The sequence below is a fragment of the Streptomyces sp. NBC_01450 genome (assembly GCF_036227505.1).
In the GTDB taxonomy this organism is placed as follows: Bacteria; Actinomycetota; Actinomycetes; order Streptomycetales; family Streptomycetaceae; genus Streptomyces.
Genome location: NZ_CP109480.1, coordinates 4,788,998 through 4,806,438, shown reverse-complemented (window position 1 = coordinate 4,806,438; position 17,441 = coordinate 4,788,998). Strand labels below are relative to the sequence as shown.

The following is a 17,441-nucleotide window of genomic DNA, read 5'->3' as shown; positions in this document are numbered from 1 at the left end:
CATGGCGGACGTGACCCAAATGACCGACCGCAGGCTGTCGTTGTCGCCCTTGTTCATCCGGATGCGCCACCGATCACCCGGACTGGGCGCCAGCCTCCTGGGTGGCGCCCTCGCGGCGGGGCTCGGACTCGGCTCGTTCGCCGTCCTCGTCATGATGCTGTGGATCAGCTCGCCCTATCCGGACAGCGGAATGGGCGGAGCGCTGCACGTGGCCGCCGCGTTGTGGCTGCTCGCGCACGGTGTGGAGCTGATCCGTACCGAAACCCTGTCGGACCTGCCCATGCCGGTGGGCGTGACACCGCTGCTGCTGGTCGTCCTGCCCGTGTGGCTGCTGTACCGGGCGGCGCGCGGTGTGGCGGACGCCGAGGCCGAGGCGGAGCCGGGCACGGTGTGGACCGGGATCGTGGCGGGCTATCTGACGGTCGGACTGGCGGCCGCGCTGTACTGCTCGGGCGGGGAGCTGCGGCCTTCGTGGATGTGGACCGCCGGGTGCCTGCCGTCGCTCGCCGGGAGTGCGGCGGGGGTGGGGGTGTGGGTGACGTACGGCCGCGCCGGCTTCCCCGCGCCCGCGCGGGTCCGGCGGTGGCTCGCCGGGCTGCCCGCCTGGGTGCGCCGTTGCTCGCCCGAACTCCTCGGGGCTTCGGCGCGGGCGGCGGGAGGCGGGGCCGCGGTGCTCGTCGGGGGTGGCTCGCTGTTGGTGGCGGTGTCGCTGGTGTGGCACGGCGATGCCGCCCGGGACTCGTTCGCGCAGCTCACCGAGGTCTGGTCGGGACGGTTCGCGGTACTGCTGCTCTGCCTGGCGCTCGTGCCGAACGCGGCGGTGTGGGGGGCCGCGTACGGGCTGGGGCCCGGGGTCGTCCTGGGGGCAGGGCATGTCGCCGGGCCGTTGTCCGCGGCGGGGCCGGAGCCGTTGCTTCCGGCGTTTCCGCTGCTCGCGGCGGTGCCGGTGCCGGGGGCGGGAGCAGCATGGAGCGAGGCGGGGGTGATCGTGCCGGTGGCGGCGGGGGTGACGGTGGCGTGGTTCCTGGTGACCGCGGGAGAGTCGGGGGAGTCGGGGGAGGGCCGTGAGGTCTGGTCGCGGGGGCGCGTCGTGGTGGGGGTCGGGTTCGCGGCCGTGTTGTGCGGGGTGGTGATGGCGGTGCTCGCCGAGGTGGCGGGTGGGCCGTTGGGGGTGGCGGCGTTGGCTCGCTTCGGGCCGGTGTGGTGGCAGGTGGGGGGTGCGGTGGTTGGTTGGACGGTGGGGGTGGGGGTTCCGGTGGGGGTGGGGTTGCGGGAGTGGAGGCTTTGGCGGCGAGGTGGGGTTTCGTGGCCGGGGTGGTTGTCGTGGTTCTCGTGGGGGTTGTGGGGGGCGGGCCGGTCGTGGCTCTCGTGGGGGTCGGCGGGGCGGTCGCGTGGAGACGGAGGTCAGGTGGAGCCGACTCCGACCGTGGTGGCGGCTCCGGCTCCGGCTGGGGCTCCCGATCCGGATCCGAGCCTGGAGCCGTACGACCTCTTGCCCTCCGATGCGGCTCTGGAGGCGTTGTCCTTGCCGGAGCTGCCGGAGCTGCCTGAACGGGGCGAGTGAGGGGGCCCGGGGTTCCTCGTCCCCGCCGCCCCCAGCCGGTCAGCCGTGCGTTCCCAGGAGGCCCCTCAGGTCCTTCGGGAGGAGGTCGTTGCAGGACTGTTTGGCCGCGTTGGTGAGGGCGTCGTTCGTACAGGAGTAGTAGTCGCTGTACACGAGCTGCGCGGTGAAGGTCGCGGCGACCATGAGGATGGCCAGGGACGCGGTGACGAGGCCGCTCACCGCGGCGGTCGTCTGGGGGCGGTTGTTCTGGTCGGGAGCCGGGGTGTCCGGGTCCTGCGTGCGGGGCTTGGCGCGCAGGGCGCTGCCGCCCCAGTACAGGGCGAGCGCGCCGAGCAGCAGGGCCACGTACGGCCAGCTGAACAGGGCGAAGAAGAACGCCCACATTCCGGAGAGGAGCGCGAAGCGCGCGCGGCGCTGGACCGGGTCCGTCGGGTCCCAGCGCATTCCGGAGCCCGGACCGCCGCCGGGACCTTCCGGGCCGCCCTGACCCTGCGGAGTCCCGGGGCGGTCGCCGAAACCGCCGCCGGACGAACGCCCCGGCTGCCGGTCGCTCCACTGACTGCCCCAGGGGGACTGTCCGGGGTCGGATCCGGAACCGTCGTTCTCGTTCGGGTTCTGGCCGGACGCGGGACGTCGAGGTTGCCAGGGGCGGTCCGGCGTCCCCTCCGGCGGCGGAGCGAACGGGTTGTCGTCGGAGCCGGAGCCGGAGCCTGTGCCCGAGCCGGATTCGGTGTCAGGGCCGCGTCCGTCCGCGGAACCGTTCCCACCCGCGGGCGTGTCCCCGCTCTCCCGCGGCGGGGTAGGCGAAGGGCGCCGCTCGCGCAGCAGGAGCGGAGGGAGTCGGAGACTGCGGTCCGGCATCAGGTGTGCGTCTTCCCCTTGGTGGTTCTGGCGGGCGGCGTGTCCACACGGCATCGTGCTCGCGACGCGCGCCCCGAGCGTCCTGCCCGGGGCTCGCGCCCCAGGCGTTCGTTTTCAGGATCAGGACCCGGGGTTCGCACCCCGGGCACCGCTCCGCGGAGTCCGTGCTCCGGGTCTTCCGCCCGAGGTCAGCGCCCCGGACGTTCGCCCCCAGGGCTCGTACCCCGAACGTTCTACCCGTCCCAGGTCAACGTCCCACGCGCACAGGGCGTTCCCCGTGCTGAACGGTGTTCCCGGGAGGATCCACCGCAGACGCTACCTTCCGGCCACGCCCCCGTCCCGTGGGGGCCGCCCGGTGTGCCGGTATCGTTGCTGACGGTCGGCCGGTTTGTAGACTTCCCTGTATCCAGGGGCGCGAAGCATTCGTACGACCGTACAAACGCTCCCCCGAGAAAGGGCCCCGTCGTGGCCAAGACCAAGCGCCTCGTCGTGCTGGTCTCCGGATCAGGCACGAATCTGCAGGCACTGCTCGACGGCATCGCCGCGGGCGGGCCGGAGGCCTACGGGGCCGAGATCGTGGCCGTGGGCGCCGACCGCGACGGCATCGAAGGGCTGGCCCGGGCCGAGCGGGCCGGGATCCCGACCTTCGTCCGCCGCGTCAAGGACTACGACACCCGGGACGAGTGGGACCGCGCTCTCGCCGAGGCCGTCTTCGCCCACGAGCCCGACCTCGTCGTCTCCGCGGGGTTCATGAAGATCGTGGGGAAGGAATTCCTCGCCCGGTTCGGCGGACGGTTCGTCAACACGCATCCCGCCCTGTTGCCCAGTTTCCCGGGGGCCCACGGCGTACGCGACGCGCTCGCGTACGGCGCGAGGGTCACCGGCTGCACCGTCCACTTCGTCGACGACGGCGTCGACACCGGACCGATCATCGCTCAGGGCGTGGTCGAGGTCCGGGACGAGGACGACGAGAGCGCTCTGCACGAGCGCATCAAGGAAGTCGAGCGAAGGCTGCTCGTCGATGTCGTGGGGCGGCTCGCCCGCAACGGCTATCGCATTGAGGGACGAAAGGTAGTTATCCAGTGACCGCCGACAGCACAGTCACGGCCGAGAGCACCGAGGGCACCAAGCGGGTCATCCGGCGCGCGCTCGTCAGCGTCTACGACAAGACCGGGCTCGAAGAACTTGCCCGCGGGCTCCACGAGGCCGGTGTCGAGCTCGTCTCCACCGGCTCCACCGCCGCCAAGATCGCCGCGGCCGGGGTCCCCGTCGTCAAGGTCGAGGACCTGACCGGCTTCCCGGAGTGCCTCGACGGCCGCGTCAAGACCCTGCACCCCAAGGTCCACGCCGGCATCCTCGCCGACCTGCGTCTGCCCGACCACCAGCGGCAGCTGGAAGAGCTGGGCGTCAAGCCGTTCGACCTCGTCGTCGTCAACCTGTACCCCTTCCGTGAGACCGTCGCCTCGGGCGCGACGCCCGACGAGTGCGTCGAGCAGATCGACATCGGCGGGCCTTCGATGGTCCGTGCCGCCGCGAAGAACCACCCGTCCGTGGCCGTCGTGACCAGCCCCGTCCGTTACGGCGACGTCCTCGCCGCCGTCAAGAGGGGTGGCTTCGACCTCACCACCCGCAAGCGGCTCGCGGCCGAGGCCTTCCAGCACACGGCCGCGTACGACGTCGCCGTCGCCTCCTGGTTCGCCTCCGAGTACGCCCCCGTCGACGCCTCCGGGTTCCCCGACTTCCTGGGCGCCACCTGGGAGCGCGCGCACACCCTGCGCTACGGCGAGAACCCGCACCAGCCCGCCGCCCTCTACACCTCGGGCGCCGGCGGTCTCGCCGAGGCCGAGCAGCTGCACGGCAAGGAGATGTCGTACAACAACTACACGGACACGGACGCCGCGCGCCGTGCCGCGTACGACCACGAGGACCCCTGCGTCGCGATCATCAAGCACGCCAACCCGTGCGGCATCGCGATCGCCTCGAACGTCGCCGAGGCGCACCGCAAGGCGCACGCCTGTGACCCGCTGTCCGCGTTCGGCGGTGTGATCGCGGTCAACCGGCCGGTGACGAAGGAGATGGCGGAGCAGGTCGCCGAGATCTTCACCGAGGTCATCGTGGCGCCCGAGTACGAGGACGGCGCCCTCGAAGCCCTCACCAAGAAGAAGAACATCCGGGTGCTGCGCGCCCACCGGGCGCCCGCGAACCCGGCCGAGCTCAAGCCGATCGACGGCGGCGCGCTGCTCCAGGTCACCGACCGCCTCCAGGCCGACGGCGACAACCCGGCGAGCTGGACCCTGGCGACCGGTGACGCCCTGAACGAGGGCGAGCTCGACGAGCTGGCCTTCGCCTGGCGGGCCTGCCGCGCGGTGAAGTCCAACGCGATCCTGCTCGCCAAGGACGGTGCCTCGGTCGGCGTCGGCATGGGCCAGGTCAACCGTGTCGACTCCGCGAAGCTCGCGGTCGAGCGGGCGGGCGCCGAGCGGGCCCGGGGGTCGTACGCCGCCTCGGACGCGTTCTTCCCGTTCCCCGACGGTCTGGAGATCCTCGCCGAGGCCGGCGTCAGGGCCGTGGTCCAGCCCGGCGGTTCGGTCCGTGACGAACTGGTGGTCGAGGCCGCGAAGAAGGCGGGCGTCACCATGTACTTCACGGGGACGCGGCACTTCTTCCACTGATCCGCGGCAAGTCGATGCGTGGGCGGCGGTCCACCGGGGTTCCGGTGGGCCGCCGCTAGCGTGCGGGCGCGGTGGTGGTCGCGCCCTTGACCGCGCGTGCGCAGTTCGGCCAGTCGTGGAAGTCGCGCTTCTTGCTCCAGAGGCGTTTGGCCGCCCTGATGTTCCACTCCGGGTCCAGCGCCTGACGCGGGGTACCGCCCAGTTCACGCAGGCGCAGGTCGGAGATCTGGAACAGACCCCAGTTACGGGTGCCGTTGGTGTTGGGCAGGATGTGCAGCGGGTCCAGGAACGACTGACAGTCCGCGATGGCGACCGCCGCGTCGGGTACCTCGGTGAAGACCGCGCGGATGTGCTGCCGCACCTTCGCCGGCGACCAGACGGTCATGCGTATGTCCGAGGTGTAGAGCGCCTTCTTGGTGGCGTCCCCGACGACTCCGTTGGGCTGGAGGCCGGTGAACACCTGGAAGGCGGTGACCCGGCGCAGCGTCTGCGGTCCGAAGTCCGAGTCGACGTCGATGTCCGCGCCCTTGGCGTGCAGCAGCCGTTGTACCTCCCCCACGCACGCGTCGTGCTGGCCCATGGCCACCACGGGCTGACAGGCGGCCGAGAAGAGCAGACGGCCGTCCGCCACGGATCCGCTGCCGCTGCCGCTGCCGCTGCCGCTGCCGGTGCCGGACGACGGGTGATCGGTCGTCAGGGCCCAGGCGGAGACACCGAGTGTCAGGGCCACGGCGCCGATCACGACGACACGGGTCCGGCCCCGACGGAACTGGTCAAGACGGAACCGACCCTGACGGACCTGCTGAACGGGCCCGACCTCCACGGTCTCCGATTCCTCGGCCCCAGATTCCCCGACCGCCGATTCCCCGACCTTTGGCTCCTCGACCCTTGGCTCCTCGGCACCGTTGCCGTTGTCGCCGGCCACGGGATCGACGACCTCGACAAGGCCCGCGTCGGCCTCCGTCCCCGCCTCCGCCCCCGCCTCCGTCCGGGCGGCGTCGGCCAGGGCCCACTGCCGGTGCAGCGTCCGCAGCTCGTCCGGGGTCGCGCCGCAGGCGGTGGCGAACCGGTGCACGCTTCCGTAGTCCTGGGGCACCGAAGTGCCGCGGCAGTAGCGGTGCAGGGTGGATCCGGCCGTGCCGGTCTTCTTGGCGAGGGCCTCGTAACTCAGACCGGACCGGTTCTTCAGCGAACGCAACAATGCGGCGAACCGTTCGGTTTCCGGGCACGCGGGCATCGCTGTTCCCCCCTGGCACATACGGCACGTTGGTCAGACGTTCCAATGGCTGGCCAGAGTAGCCGTCCCACGGTCGTCCCAGAGGTTAGAGAACACGCCAAGTAGCGGGCGTCCGGCCGTCCCGGCGTCCCATCCCGTCGGGTCTCCTTGCCCGGCCGGGACCCGCGTTGCCACCTTCTGGCTGTCCGACCACCAGCAGCCGCATCGCAAGGAGAAACAGACCCATGAACCTTTCCGTACGTCGTCCGCGCCGCCTCTCCCCGCTGCTCGCGACCCTCGCCGTCGGCGCGGCGGCCGCCACCACGCTGGCCCTGCCCGCCTCCGCGTCGGCGGCACCCGCCTCGGCCGCCGCCGTGGACTGCGCGTCGGGCAACGTCTGCTTCTGGACCGGGTTCAACTTCACCGGCAGCAAGTGCTCGTGGAGCGTCGCCGACCCCGACTGGCAGAGCGGCGCCATCAAGTGTTCCTGGGCCGCCACGACGAACGTGAAGTCGGTGTGGAACGCCGGCACCGGGTCGTACAGCGGCGTGGCCTTCTACGCGAGCACCAACTACAACGACCGGATCGGCTGCACCCGGCAGCAGCAGGGCGGCAACCTCGCCGGTACGTACAAGGTGCGGTCGCACCAGTGGATCACCGGTAACTGCGGCTGAGTCCTGGTGCACGTGCGCGGCGGTGGCTTCCGGCCCCTCGGGGGAGGGTCGGAAGCCACCGCCGTATCCCTTGGTCGACGGCAGACAGAGGCATCGGGGCCGTGTCCCCCTTTGCGCGGGGTGTGACACGGCCCTCGGAGTGAATGGCGGAAAGTCGCCGTCGTCGCTGGGACGTCGGCCTCGCAGCCGGCATGGCGGTCGGCCTCGAACCGGGCCTCGAACCGGGCCTCGCGACGGCTGTGCCGCCGGTGGCCTCAGGCCGCGTACTTCGGGCGGTCGAACCAGGCGGCGCCGTCCGCCTTGCCGACGAACACCGCGATGAGGATGGCGAGCACGGTGTGCACCAGACCGACGATGATGAACGGGTAGATACCGAGGACCGCGGTGAGGATGCCGAACACGAGCGCGGCGACGCGGACGCCGCTGCCGCCGTTCGCGCACTTGACGCCGAGCCAGATCGCGAAGACACCCCAGGCCAGGACCGCGACCGCGACGCCCCACAGGGCGCCGGCCGAGTAGTCCGCGAGCTGCTGGAACTGGACGTCGTCCTTGAGGTCCGCGTTGTTCTTCGCGGCGGAGACGGCGAGCGCCGAGATCGCGATCAGGACGGCACCGATCACCTGGAAGCCGGCGATGACGAACAGCATCACGCGCGCGGCCTTGACCGTGCCGGGCATTTCCATCGGGCCACCGGGGTAGCCGACGTACGCCTGCTGGCCGAGCGGCGGGGCCTGCGGGTAGCCGTAACCGGGCTGCTGCGGGGCGCCCTGGGGGTAGCCGTAGCCGGGCTGGCCCTGGGACGGGTAGCCGGCCGGCTGGCCCTGCGGGGGACCGTAGGGGTTGTTCGGGTCGCCGAAACTCATGGCGGGTGTTCCTCCGTTGCCTGGTGCGGGGACGCGCGGCAAGGTGCGGAGGAGAGTTCTACAGAGCGGTCCGTCCCCCCGGTACTGTCCGCGGCACTGTGATGTTCATCGTTCTCAATGCCTTACTAATTTGTCCAGGGTCCTTCCGATTGTGTTGTGCAGGTGTTGTGTAAGCGCAACATCGCTGATCACGGCTGATCGCTGCCGATCGAAGCTGATTGCGGGGCGGAAGAGGCGCCCGGATTGGAACCGGGAGCGGGTCATCCGCGAGGATGGGTACATGACCGCCCAGATTCTCGATGGCAAGGCCACCGCAGCCGCGATCAAGTCCGATCTGACCGCCCGCGTGGCGGCCCTCAAGGAGAAGGGCGTCACGCCCGGCCTGGGGACCGTCCTGGTCGGCGACGACCCCGGCAGCCAGAAGTACGTCGCGGGCAAGCACCGCGACTGCGCCCAGGTCGGCATCGCCTCCATCCAGCGTGAACTGCCCGCGACCGCCACGCAGGAGGAGATCGAGGCGGTGGTGCGCGAACTCAACGAGGACCCCACCTGCACCGGCTACATCGTCCAGCTCCCGCTCCCCAAGGGCATCGACGAGAACCGCATCCTGGAACTGATGGACCCGGACAAGGACGCCGACGGCCTGCACCCGATGAACCTCGGGCGGCTGGTCCTCAACGAGCCGGCCCCGCTGCCCTGTACCCCCAACGGCGTACTCACCCTGCTGCGCCGCTACGGCGTGGAGATCAAGGGCGCCGAGGTCGTGGTCGTCGGCCGAGGGGTGACCATCGGGCGGCCCATGCCGCTGCTGCTGACCCGGCGCAGCGAGAACGCCACGGTCACCCAGTGCCACACCGGCACCCGTGATCTCTCCGCGCACCTGAAGCGCGCCGACATCATCGTCGCCGCGGCGGGCTCCGCCCACCTCATCCGCGCCGAGGACGTGAAGCCGGGCGCCGCCGTCCTCGACGTGGGTGTCTCGCGCAGCGCCGAGGGCAAGATCGTCGGAGACGTCCACCCGGACGTCGCCGAGGTCGCCGCGTGGATCTCCCCGAACCCCGGCGGAGTGGGCCCGATGACCCGCGCCCAGCTGCTCGTCAACGTGGTGGAAGCGGCGGAGCGCAGTGTCGGCTGACGGCGGGCCCGAGGACACCGCGGCCCGCGACACCGACATCGACACCGACACCGACGCGGAGTCGGCCGTACGGGAGGCCGCGTCCGCGAACGGCGGGTCGGCCGCGCGCGGGACGGGGTCCGCGAAGGGCGACTCCGTCGCGCCGAAGACTGAGGCCGTAGGAGCCGCGAACGGTGCGGCGGGTGCGCGCAGGGCGCGGGCCGTGAAGGATGAGTCCGTCGTGCGGGAGGCGGGATCCGTGACAGGTGAGGCCGGTTCGCGGAAGGTGGGGGCCGTGACAGGTGAGGCCGGTTCGCGGAAGGCGGCGGCCGTGAACGGGGTGGCTGGTGTGCGGGAGGCGGAGGGGGCCGCGGGTGAGCCGAGCGCGCTCGACGCCGAGGGGGCGCTCGACGCCGAGGGGAAGCCGCGCCGCACCACGCGGCGCTTCCCCCTGTTCACGCGGGACACCGCGCGGCCCGAGGGCGGCGGCCGGGCGGCGGGCGGCGACGCCCCGGCCCCGGCCCGGCAGTGGCCCATTCTCGCCGTCCTGTCGGCCGTCGGACTCGGTCTGCTGCTGACCGCGCTCGACGTGTTCCGGCTCGGCACGATCCTGATCGGCGCCGCGCTGCTGGCCGGTGCCGTGATGCGCTGGATGCTGCCCGACGTGGGCATGCTCGCGGTCCGCTCCCGCTTCACGGACATGCTCACGTACGGCGTGCTGGGCGTCGCCATCGTGCTGCTCTCGCTGATGGCACAGCCCAACCCGTGGCTGGTCATCCCGTTCCTGGACGACACGCTGCATTTCACGGTCCGCTGAGACCTCCGCGCATGGCGCGGCCCGTCCCCTCCCCCGAGTAAGGACGGGCCGCGGCCGGGCGGCAGGACCGCCCGGGTCAACCCTTCTGTACAGGCACCGCCTGTTCAACAGCCGGCAGTTCCCTGTGGCACGGAAGTGACCATTCCGCCACGGTGTGCGCTCCGCGTGACGGGAACCGTCCACCGCCCGGCTTCGTCAATCGCTCACGAGGGACGACACGGGAGCGACTGGGAAGCCCCGCGGGAGGTGGGTGAGCGATGGGTGCCTGGCAGCCGCTGCCGGAGGAGCTTCCGGCGGAGGTACGGCACTTCGTCGAGCAGTTGCGGCTGCTCAAGGACCGCACCGGGATGAGCCTGGTCGCGCTGGGCACACGCACCGCGTACAGCAAGTCCTCCTGGCAGCGCTACCTCAACGCGAGCCAGCCGCCGCCCCGGCAGGCGGTCGTCGCCCTGTGCCGGGTCGCGGGTCTCGCGGGCGAGGAGACCGAACGCTTCGGCGTGCGCTGGGAACTGGCGGTGCGGGCCTGGCCGCGCGAGCCCGCGCCGCCCGTACGGGTACCGGCGGGCGGCCCCGTCCCCGGCCCCGGCGGCGAATCCGCTCCCGGCGCCGAAGTCTCCCTCCCCGCCGCGCACGGCCGTGACGGCTACGAGGAGGACCCCACGCTCCCGTGGTGGGACCTGCTCGACGAGGAGTCGTCCCGGGCGTCCCGGGAGCCCGCCGCGCCCCGTACGCCCCGCCTTCTCCTCTACGCGGCCCTGCTGGCCGTCGTCCTCCTCCTCGCCGCCGTCGTGGGCGCCGTCACCCGCGGGTGAGCTGAGTGTTCTCGTGACGGGTGAGGTCGCACCTGTGTTCCCGTTGTGTCGATGTCTTGACAAGTTCGAGGATTTAGCCTGATCCGCCCCAACAACCCGGTTAGCGTGGCCAATCGGGACGGTACCGGACGTCCTGTCGCGGAGGACGAGGGTCCGGTCGGCGGGTACGACGTCGATGGGACAATGGACCGCGGCCCGCGGGGCGTGCAACGGTGCTTGCCCCGGCCCGAATGCTCCCGTGCGCCCCCATCCCGGGAACTGAGATCCTGACCGATCGCATCCCTGTGGGTAGCCAGAACGGGGACCAACGGGACTGGCGGGAACTCGGCGGAGGGCGCCGAACACACGGGGGAACAGTCAGGCACGTACGGGGGGAAAGAAGCAGGGGGGAGCAGTAATGCCTCGTTGGAGGGACTTGCCGGATGAACTCGATCCGCAGGTCAGGGAGTTCGCCAGCCAGCTGCGCCGGCTGGTCGACCGGAGCGGGCTGAGCATCGCCGCGGTGGCCGACCGTACGGGCTACAGCAAGACGTCCTGGGAGCGGTACCTCAACGGTCGGCTCCTCGCGCCCAAGGGCGCGATCGTCGCCCTGGCCGAGGTGACCGGGACCAATCCCATCCATCTGACGACCATGTGGGAGCTTGCCGAGCGTGCGTGGAGCCGCTCGGAGATGCGCCACGACATGACCATGGAAGCGATCCGGATCTCCCAGGCGCGCGCCGCGCTCGGGGAGTTCGGGGCGACCCCGGCGAAGGGGAGCAGCGGCAAGCAGGCCCGCAAGGGCGGCAGCGCGACCGCGACGCCCGGGATCACGCCGGGGATCGCCGGACCCGCGGGGGTGTCGCCGACGGTTCCGCCGCAGCCGTCCGCCACGGAGGTGGAGGACTCGTCGTACGGCTCTTCGTCGTCGCTCGGGGGTGGGGCGCGCGGGGGTGCCGGGTACGGCGGGTCCGGTTCGGGCGGGTCCTCGTCCGGTGGGGGCTCGCGTGGCGGGGGCTGGGGGGTCGTCGCCACGCCGTCCGGTGACGCGGGGCGGTACGGTCCGGCGACTCCGGCGACTCCGGCGACTCCGGCGACTCCGGCGACTCCGGCGACTCCGGCGGGGGCGGTGGGTCCGGGCGGTTCCGTGGGGGCCGGCGGACCTGTCGGCGCGGCTGGGCCCGCCGGTGTCGGGCCCGCCGGTGTCGGTCCCGGCGGGCCGGGCGCGCCCGCGGGGGGTTCGGGGGACGGGGCGGCGCGGCGCAAGCGGCGGGTGACGATGTTCCTCGCGGGGGTGGTGGGTGCGCTCGTGGTGATAGCCGTGGCCGTCTACCTCACCGGGGGTGGCGACGACAAGAAGACGCAGAGCGCGCCCAAGACGCCCTCGACGTCCGCCGCGGTCAATCCCGATCTGCCGGCCGGAGTGAAGTGCAGTGGCGCCGACTGCACGGGCAAGGACCCGGAGAACATGGGGTGCGGCGGACAACTGGCGACGACCAGCACCAGCATCACCGTCGGTACCACCCTCGTCGAGGTGCGCTACAGCAAGACCTGCGCCGCGGCCTGGGCCCGTATCACCCAGGCCGTGATCGGTGACTCGGTGCAGGTGACGGCCGGGACCGCGGCCAAGCAGACGGGCACCGTCGACAACGCCACCGATGCGTACACCCCGATGGTCGCCGTCAAGGATGCCGCCGAGGCGAAGGCGTGCGTCACGTTGAAGTCGGGCCAGAAGGGCTGCACGACGTGAAGTAGCGGGGAGGGGGCGTGGCGGGGGGCTGGGGGGGTGGGCACACGCGGCATGGTTCCTCGCCCCCGCCGCCCCTACCCGTCCCATCCCCAGGGGCTCCGCCCCTTCGACCCCGCCAGGGGCGCTGCGCCCCCTGGACCCCCGCATCGGCCTGAACGGCCTCGTCCTCAAACGCCGGACGGGCTGATGGTGCGGGCTGGTCGGGGTGGGTGGGTCATCGGCCTTCGGTCTCGTCCTCGAACGGCGGACGGGCTGGTGCGGGCCGGGGGTGGGTGGGTCATCGGCCTTCGGTCTCGTCCTCGAACGGCGGACGGGCTGGATGGTGCGGGCCGGGGGTGGGTGGGGCATCGGCCTTCGGTCTCGTCCTTGAACGGCGGACGGGCTGGTGGTGCGGGTCGGCCGGGGGGTGGGCCCCGCCCGCAGTCGAAGAACCCACCCACGGACCCACCCACCAAAACCGAATCCCAGGAATGTTCCGGCGTCGTCGGGGCAGGCGCACCGTACCCCCACGGGATCCGGCCCCGGCCGGTCACCCCGACGGCGGCCGTCGGGTCGTTCTCTCCCGGACCCGACGGCCGCCCCGTCGGAGGTCTGTGGGCTGGGCCACACGGGACCCGGCCATCCGCGATCCCGGATGCGCGATAGCCTGACGGCGGATCTCTCTTGACGCCGAGAGATCGATCATCGGTTCCTTTGATCGATCATTGCGGTGGACGCAGAAGACGATCCTGCACCCCGGGGCAGGGACGCCCCACCGCCTGCTGTCATACGGAGAACGCCATGACCCGCACTCCCGTGAACGTCACCGTCACCGGCGCGGCCGGCCAGATCGGTTACGCCCTGCTCTTCCGCATCGCCTCCGGCCAGTTGCTCGGCGCGGACGTGCCGGTCAAGCTGCGCCTCCTGGAGATCACGCCGGCGCTGAAGGCCGCCGAGGGCACCGCGATGGAGCTCGACGACTGCGCCTTCCCGCTGCTCGCGGGGATCGACATCACGGACGACCCGAACGTCGCCTTCGACGGCACGAACGTCGCGCTGCTCGTCGGCGCCCGCCCCCGTACCAAGGGCATGGAGCGCGGTGACCTGCTCTCCGCCAACGGTGGCATCTTCAAGCCGCAGGGCAAGGCCATCAACGACCACGCCGCGGACGACATCAAGGTCCTCGTCGTCGGGAACCCGGCCAACACCAACGCCCTCATCGCCCAGGCCGCCGCTCCGGACGTACCGGCGGAGCGTTTCACCGCGATGACCCGTCTGGACCACAACCGCGCGCTGACTCAGCTCGCGAAGAAGACGGGCAGCACCGTCGCGGACATCAAGCGCCTCACCATCTGGGGCAACCACTCCGCCACCCAGTACCCGGACATCTTCCACGCCACGGTCGCCGGCAAGAACGCCGCCGAGGTCGTGAATGACGAGAAGTGGCTCGCCGAGGACTTCATCCCGACCGTCGCCAAGCGCGGTGCCGCGATCATCGAGGCCCGTGGCGCGTCCTCCGCCGCCTCCGCCGCGAACGCCGCCATCGACCACGTGTACACCTGGGTCAACGGCACCGCCGACGGTGACTGGACCTCCATGGGTATCCCGTCGGACGGTTCCTACGGCGTGCCCGAGGGGATCATCTCCTCCTTCCCCGTCACCACCAAGGACGGGCAGTACGAGATCGTCCAGGGCCTGGACATCAACGAGTTCTCCCGCGCCCGTATCGACGCCTCCGTCAAGGAGCTCGAGGAGGAGCGCGACGCGGTCCGCGGTCTCGGTCTCATCTGATCCGGATCGGATCTGGCGTATCCGACTCACCTGAGTCACTCGCAACTCATCGGCCCCGTCCGGGATGTGTCCCGGGCGGGGCCGACGCATGCGTACAGAAAGTACGCATCGAACGTAGGTGCTTTCTCGCTGTATGCGGGGGCGCACGGGGAGTAACTCTCGCTATCGTCGTGACGTACGGTCCGCCAGGGGAGCGCAGGGCTGCTCAAGAGAGTTGGGGCGCGACCGTGGGAGACACACGGGGGTGGTCCCAGTGACGGAATCGGAGAGACGGTACGCGCACAGCGAGGCGACACGGCTGTTGTGTGCCGGAGTGCATCTGGACACCGTGTTCCGGGCGCGGGTCATCGACGAACTCATAGGGCACGAGGAGCGGCCCGCGGCACCGTCCCTCGGTGTCGACGTGGTCGCCGTGCTCGCGCACGCGCTGCGGGCGCGTCGCAGGGAGGCCCTGACCGGGCTCGGGCTGCTGGCCATCTGGATCGTGTTCTTCCTGGTGGAGATGGTTAGGGCGGCCACCAGCGTCTCGGACTCCGGGGTTCAGGGCTTCGAGGGCCTGTTCGGCGCCGTAGCGGTGTTCTTCTACGCCGCCGTCTGCTTTCTGCTGTGGTCCGCGCGGGCCGCGTCCGGGTGGGGCACGAGCATGTACGCCGCGAGCCGGGACGAGTCCGCCCGGCTGCGTCTGCCGCGCAGGGCGACCGCCTGGGGGCTCACCTTCATGGCGCGGGCCGCGGAGATCGGCTACTGGGCGTACGCCTTCAGCCAGTTGCTGCACGACCCCTTTCTGGTGATCTTCCCGCTTCTGCTCACCTTCGTGATCGGCGCCCATCGCGCCCAGGTGGCCGCGGTCATGAGCGTCGAACTCTCCCGGGACGCCTTCGCCCGTACGGCCGTGGCACTGCCCATGGGCAGCGAGCGTCAGCTCCGGGTCGCGCGGGCCGTCACCTGGGAGCAGCACGCGTCCGTGGCACTCTACGACGCCCACCGGCCGTTCGTCGGCGCGGGAAAGCCGTACGAGCCCTGGTCGTTCGCGATGGAGATCACCCCCGCCAAGAAGCCGTTCGACGGCCTGAACGGCAAGCTGCCCGAGCAGACCGGCGACGGTTCGGCGAACGGGCACCGCACTCCGGTGCAGTTGACCAACCGGCAGATCCTCGACCTGGTCGTACCGAAGCTGGAGGCGCTGCGGGAGTCCGCCGCGCGCACCAGCCGGGACCGGCTCAAGGATCTGGAGGTGGAGGAGTTCGTCTACCTGCCGTACGGCGTGGGGCGGCACCAGGGTGTGTACGAGCCGGCGTCGGCCCGGCTGCACCTGGACGGGGCGGTCGACGAGGGCGGCGAGGCGCGCCGTCACTTCCTGCGCATCAGGGTCGGTGCCTGGGACGAGCAGGTGGTGGTCTCGGTGCTGGTCCGCGTCCACACGCAGGGCGGGATGCTGGTCCTGGAGGTCGTACCGCACGTGCTGGGGCCGATCTTCGAGGAGTACCGGCGCGTGGACTTCATCGCGGCCTCCGAGGAGGGCGCGACGGCGCGCGAGGTGCTGCGCACGGTGCTGTCCGCCCCGGCGACAGGCGTGCTGGCGGGGTTCTCCATGGTGCGCACCCTCGTCCAGTGCCTGCGCACCTGGCTGGCCAGGCCCGAACAGGCCCCGCCGGACGCCCCGTTGGTGTCCGTGCGGGAGATGGGCAGCACCGACCGGCTGTCGCTGTTCCAGGAGATGGACGTCAGCCGTTACATCAAGACCGTCGAGGACCGCATCGCGAGCGGGGTGCGCGAGGCGCTGCGGCGCAGCGGCTGCGAGACGGGCAGCTTCGAGCAGAACATCTTCAACGTGGCCGCGGGCGGCCAGTTCATCGGTCAGATGAGCGGCGGCACCGCGGTGGGCCGGATCAGCAAGAGCGCCGTCTCCATGGGCAGCGGGGGCGCGTCGTACAACGAGGGGAGCAGAGATGACTGAGGGCTCGGGCGGGCGGGTCGACCGGATCACGCGCAGTGCGGTGAACTTCGGCGACCACGGCACCGCGAACTATCACGAGGCGCCGCCCGCGGCCGCCGCCGACGAGACGACCGCGGCGCTCCTGGAGGCCGTCCGCACGTTGCGCGATCATCTGCGGCTGCTCATGGAGACCGACGACACGACCGGTCTCGACGGTGAACTGGCCGTGGTGCAGGGGGAGATCGAGAGAACGGGCCAGGCGGACCCGGCGCGGCTCGGCCGGCTGCGGATGCGGCTGGAGACCGCCGCCGCGGCCGTGGCGGGGCTGGCGTCGACGGCGGCCGTGGTGCAGGTGATCGCGCAGCTGGCCGGATAGCGGCGGCGCGGGATCGGTCGAGTGGGAACGGGGTGACGAGGTGGCGCAACGGTGGGACGCGGACCGCCAGCGGTGGGTCGACGACGACGGTGCCGGCGGACAGGGCGGGAGCGGGGCCGGCGGTGGCGGGGTGCCGCCGGACGCGGAGCAGCAGTGGTGGGCCTCGGCGACGACTCAGGCGGGGCCGCCGCGCCCGCCCGAGACGCCGCTGCCGCCACCGTCGTGGTCCGGGCCCGGCGGGACTCCCGGCGGCGGCCGGACCCCGGGCCCCACGGACTCGCGCCGGCTGCTGCTGGTGATCGTGGCCGTCGCCGTCCTCGCGGGTGGTGTCGGAGGCGCGGTGTGGGCGCTGACCAAGGACGACTCGTCCGGGCGTACCGGCGCCGACCCGACGGGCCCGGCGGTGACGGTCACGGCCACCCAGAGCGTTCCTTCCCCGGACACGGGGTACACCTCCGGGAGCCCGGACACCTACGCCGGGCCGGGCGAGTCCAGCGACCCGGCGACGGGGCCCACCACCCCGGATCCGTCGCCCGGCTACAGCAGGTCGGTGGATCCGGTCGGCTACACGGTGGACGTGCCGGACGGCTGGGTGCGCGAGGAGGTACAGGGCAAGCTGGCGCCGGTCGTCACGTACACGGCCCCCGGCGGCAGCAGCCGGCTCATGCTGTTCGAGGTCAAGGAGAGCTCCCTGGCCGAGTCGTCGTCCCAGGCCGAGGAGATCTCGCAGAAGCTCCCGGGGTACCGGCTCATCGAGCGGCAGAGCGGCTTCGACTGGACGCAGGTCACCTACCGCTACGACAGCCCGCAGAAGGGCGCCACGCACGTGGTCGACCACCGTTTCCGGGCCGCCGACGGCACGCTCTACGCGATCAACGCGAGCGGTCCCGAGGGCGTGGACATGACCGGCCCGCTCGCCACGGCCCTGAACTCCTTCTGCCCCACCGACACGAACTGCTCGAGCGGCACCTAGCCAGGTGTGTTGACCCGCAGGGCCTTCCGTGTCGTGCTCCGCGAGGGGTCGGCGAGTTCCGTCA

General features: G+C 71.7%; 15 protein-coding genes. 12 read left to right on the top strand and 3 right to left on the bottom strand.

Annotated elements, in window-relative coordinates:
• The first annotated feature begins 1 nt into the window (after position 1).
• Positions 2-1,564 (top strand): cell division protein PerM, encoded by a 1,563-nt coding sequence (locus OG568_RS21385; RefSeq protein ID WP_329532753.1) that lies wholly within the window; start codon positions 2-4, stop codon positions 1,562-1,564.
• Between the two features lie 39 nt (positions 1,565-1,603).
• Here the strand turns inward: OG568_RS21385 and OG568_RS21380 are convergent, their stop codons facing one another.
• Positions 1,604-2,425, bottom strand: coding sequence for a hypothetical protein (locus OG568_RS21380; protein WP_329532752.1), 822 nt, complete (start codon positions 2,423-2,425; stop codon positions 1,604-1,606).
• Between the two features lie 465 nt (positions 2,426-2,890).
• On the opposite strand from OG568_RS21380, the gene purN reads away from it, so the two are divergent.
• A complete protein-coding gene (gene purN / locus OG568_RS21375; protein WP_266584986.1) occupies positions 2,891-3,511 on the top strand; it encodes a phosphoribosylglycinamide formyltransferase in 621 nt (206 codons plus the stop codon).
• Positions 3,508-5,097 carry a bifunctional phosphoribosylaminoimidazolecarboxamide formyltransferase/IMP cyclohydrolase gene (purH, locus tag OG568_RS21370; protein ID WP_266627757.1) on the top strand — a complete coding sequence of 530 codons (1,590 nt, stop codon included), beginning with the start codon at positions 3,508-3,510 and terminating at the stop codon, positions 5,095-5,097. The genes purN and purH overlap by 4 nt, the downstream gene beginning before the upstream one ends.
• Before the next feature lie 55 nt (positions 5,098-5,152).
• On the opposite strand, the gene OG568_RS21365 is transcribed toward purH, so the two are convergent.
• Positions 5,153-6,334, bottom strand: coding sequence for a helix-turn-helix domain-containing protein (locus tag OG568_RS21365; RefSeq protein ID WP_329532751.1), 1,182 nt, complete (start codon positions 6,332-6,334; stop codon positions 5,153-5,155).
• A 224-nt stretch (positions 6,335-6,558) separates the two neighbouring features.
• On the opposite strand from OG568_RS21365, the gene OG568_RS21360 reads away from it, so the two are divergent.
• The gene (locus OG568_RS21360) at positions 6,559-6,987 is read left to right on the top strand and encodes a peptidase inhibitor family I36 protein (RefSeq protein WP_266584991.1); all 429 of its coding nucleotides are present in this window, start codon (positions 6,559-6,561) and stop codon (positions 6,985-6,987) included.
• A 254-nt stretch (positions 6,988-7,241) separates the two neighbouring features.
• Here the strand turns inward: OG568_RS21360 and OG568_RS21355 are convergent, their stop codons facing one another.
• On the bottom strand, positions 7,242-7,850 hold the full coding sequence (locus OG568_RS21355; RefSeq protein ID WP_329532750.1) for a proline-rich domain-containing protein: 609 nt from the start codon (positions 7,848-7,850) through the stop codon (positions 7,242-7,244).
• Between the two features lie 280 nt (positions 7,851-8,130).
• Between OG568_RS21355 and OG568_RS21350 the strand changes: the two genes are divergently transcribed.
• The 8 genes from OG568_RS21350 to OG568_RS21315 all read left to right on the top strand — a co-directional run bounded on the left by OG568_RS21350 (position 8,131) and on the right by OG568_RS21315 (position 17,377).
• Entirely contained in the window at positions 8,131-8,985 is an 855-nt protein-coding gene (locus OG568_RS21350) for a bifunctional methylenetetrahydrofolate dehydrogenase/methenyltetrahydrofolate cyclohydrolase (protein WP_054233749.1), read from the top strand.
• 328 nt (positions 8,986-9,313) lie between these two features.
• A complete protein-coding gene (locus OG568_RS21345; protein ID WP_329536409.1) occupies positions 9,314-9,781 on the top strand; it encodes a DUF3017 domain-containing protein in 468 nt (155 codons plus the stop codon).
• A gap of 257 nt (positions 9,782-10,038) precedes the next feature.
• Positions 10,039-10,593 (top strand): helix-turn-helix domain-containing protein, encoded by a 555-nt coding sequence (locus tag OG568_RS21340; RefSeq protein ID WP_329532749.1) that lies wholly within the window; start codon positions 10,039-10,041, stop codon positions 10,591-10,593.
• Positions 10,594-10,990: 397 nt separating this feature from the next.
• The gene (locus OG568_RS21335; RefSeq protein ID WP_329532748.1) at positions 10,991-12,322 is read left to right on the top strand and encodes an XRE family transcriptional regulator; all 1,332 of its coding nucleotides are present in this window, start codon (positions 10,991-10,993) and stop codon (positions 12,320-12,322) included.
• A gap of 780 nt (positions 12,323-13,102) precedes the next feature.
• Positions 13,103-14,092, top strand: a complete 990-nt coding sequence (locus tag OG568_RS21330) for a malate dehydrogenase (protein ID WP_266584999.1) — start codon at positions 13,103-13,105, stop codon at positions 14,090-14,092.
• Positions 14,093-14,345: 253 nt separating this feature from the next.
• Positions 14,346-16,049, top strand: a complete 1,704-nt coding sequence (locus OG568_RS21325; protein ID WP_329532747.1) for a hypothetical protein — start codon at positions 14,346-14,348, stop codon at positions 16,047-16,049.
• Entirely contained in the window at positions 16,042-16,404 is a 363-nt protein-coding gene (locus OG568_RS21320; protein ID WP_329532746.1) for a hypothetical protein, read from the top strand. The genes OG568_RS21325 and OG568_RS21320 overlap by 8 nt, the downstream gene beginning before the upstream one ends.
• A gap of 40 nt (positions 16,405-16,444) precedes the next feature.
• Entirely contained in the window at positions 16,445-17,377 is a 933-nt protein-coding gene (locus OG568_RS21315; RefSeq protein ID WP_329532745.1) for a hypothetical protein, read from the top strand.
• Positions 17,378-17,441 lie beyond the last annotated feature (64 nt).

What these genes read in the sequence shown, in the direction of transcription:
- OG568_RS21385 (WP_329532753.1), top strand. Translation starts at nt 2, where the DNA reads ATGGCGGACGTGACCCAAATGACCGACCGCAGGCTGTCGTTGTCGCCC.
- OG568_RS21380 (WP_329532752.1), bottom strand. Translation starts at nt 2,425, where the DNA reads ATGCCGGACCGCAGTCTCCGACTCCCTCCGCTCCTGCTGCGCGAGCGG.
- OG568_RS21365 (WP_329532751.1), bottom strand. Translation starts at nt 6,334, where the DNA reads ATGCCCGCGTGCCCGGAAACCGAACGGTTCGCCGCATTGTTGCGTTCG.
- OG568_RS21360 (WP_266584991.1), top strand. Translation starts at nt 6,559, where the DNA reads ATGAACCTTTCCGTACGTCGTCCGCGCCGCCTCTCCCCGCTGCTCGCG.
- OG568_RS21355 (WP_329532750.1), bottom strand. Translation starts at nt 7,850, where the DNA reads ATGAGTTTCGGCGACCCGAACAACCCCTACGGTCCCCCGCAGGGCCAG.
- OG568_RS21350 (WP_054233749.1), top strand. Translation starts at nt 8,131, where the DNA reads ATGACCGCCCAGATTCTCGATGGCAAGGCCACCGCAGCCGCGATCAAG.
- OG568_RS21340 (WP_329532749.1), top strand. Translation starts at nt 10,039, where the DNA reads ATGGGTGCCTGGCAGCCGCTGCCGGAGGAGCTTCCGGCGGAGGTACGG.
- OG568_RS21335 (WP_329532748.1), top strand. Translation starts at nt 10,991, where the DNA reads ATGCCTCGTTGGAGGGACTTGCCGGATGAACTCGATCCGCAGGTCAGG.
- OG568_RS21330 (WP_266584999.1), top strand. Translation starts at nt 13,103, where the DNA reads ATGACCCGCACTCCCGTGAACGTCACCGTCACCGGCGCGGCCGGCCAG.
- OG568_RS21320 (WP_329532746.1), top strand. Translation starts at nt 16,042, where the DNA reads ATGACTGAGGGCTCGGGCGGGCGGGTCGACCGGATCACGCGCAGTGCG.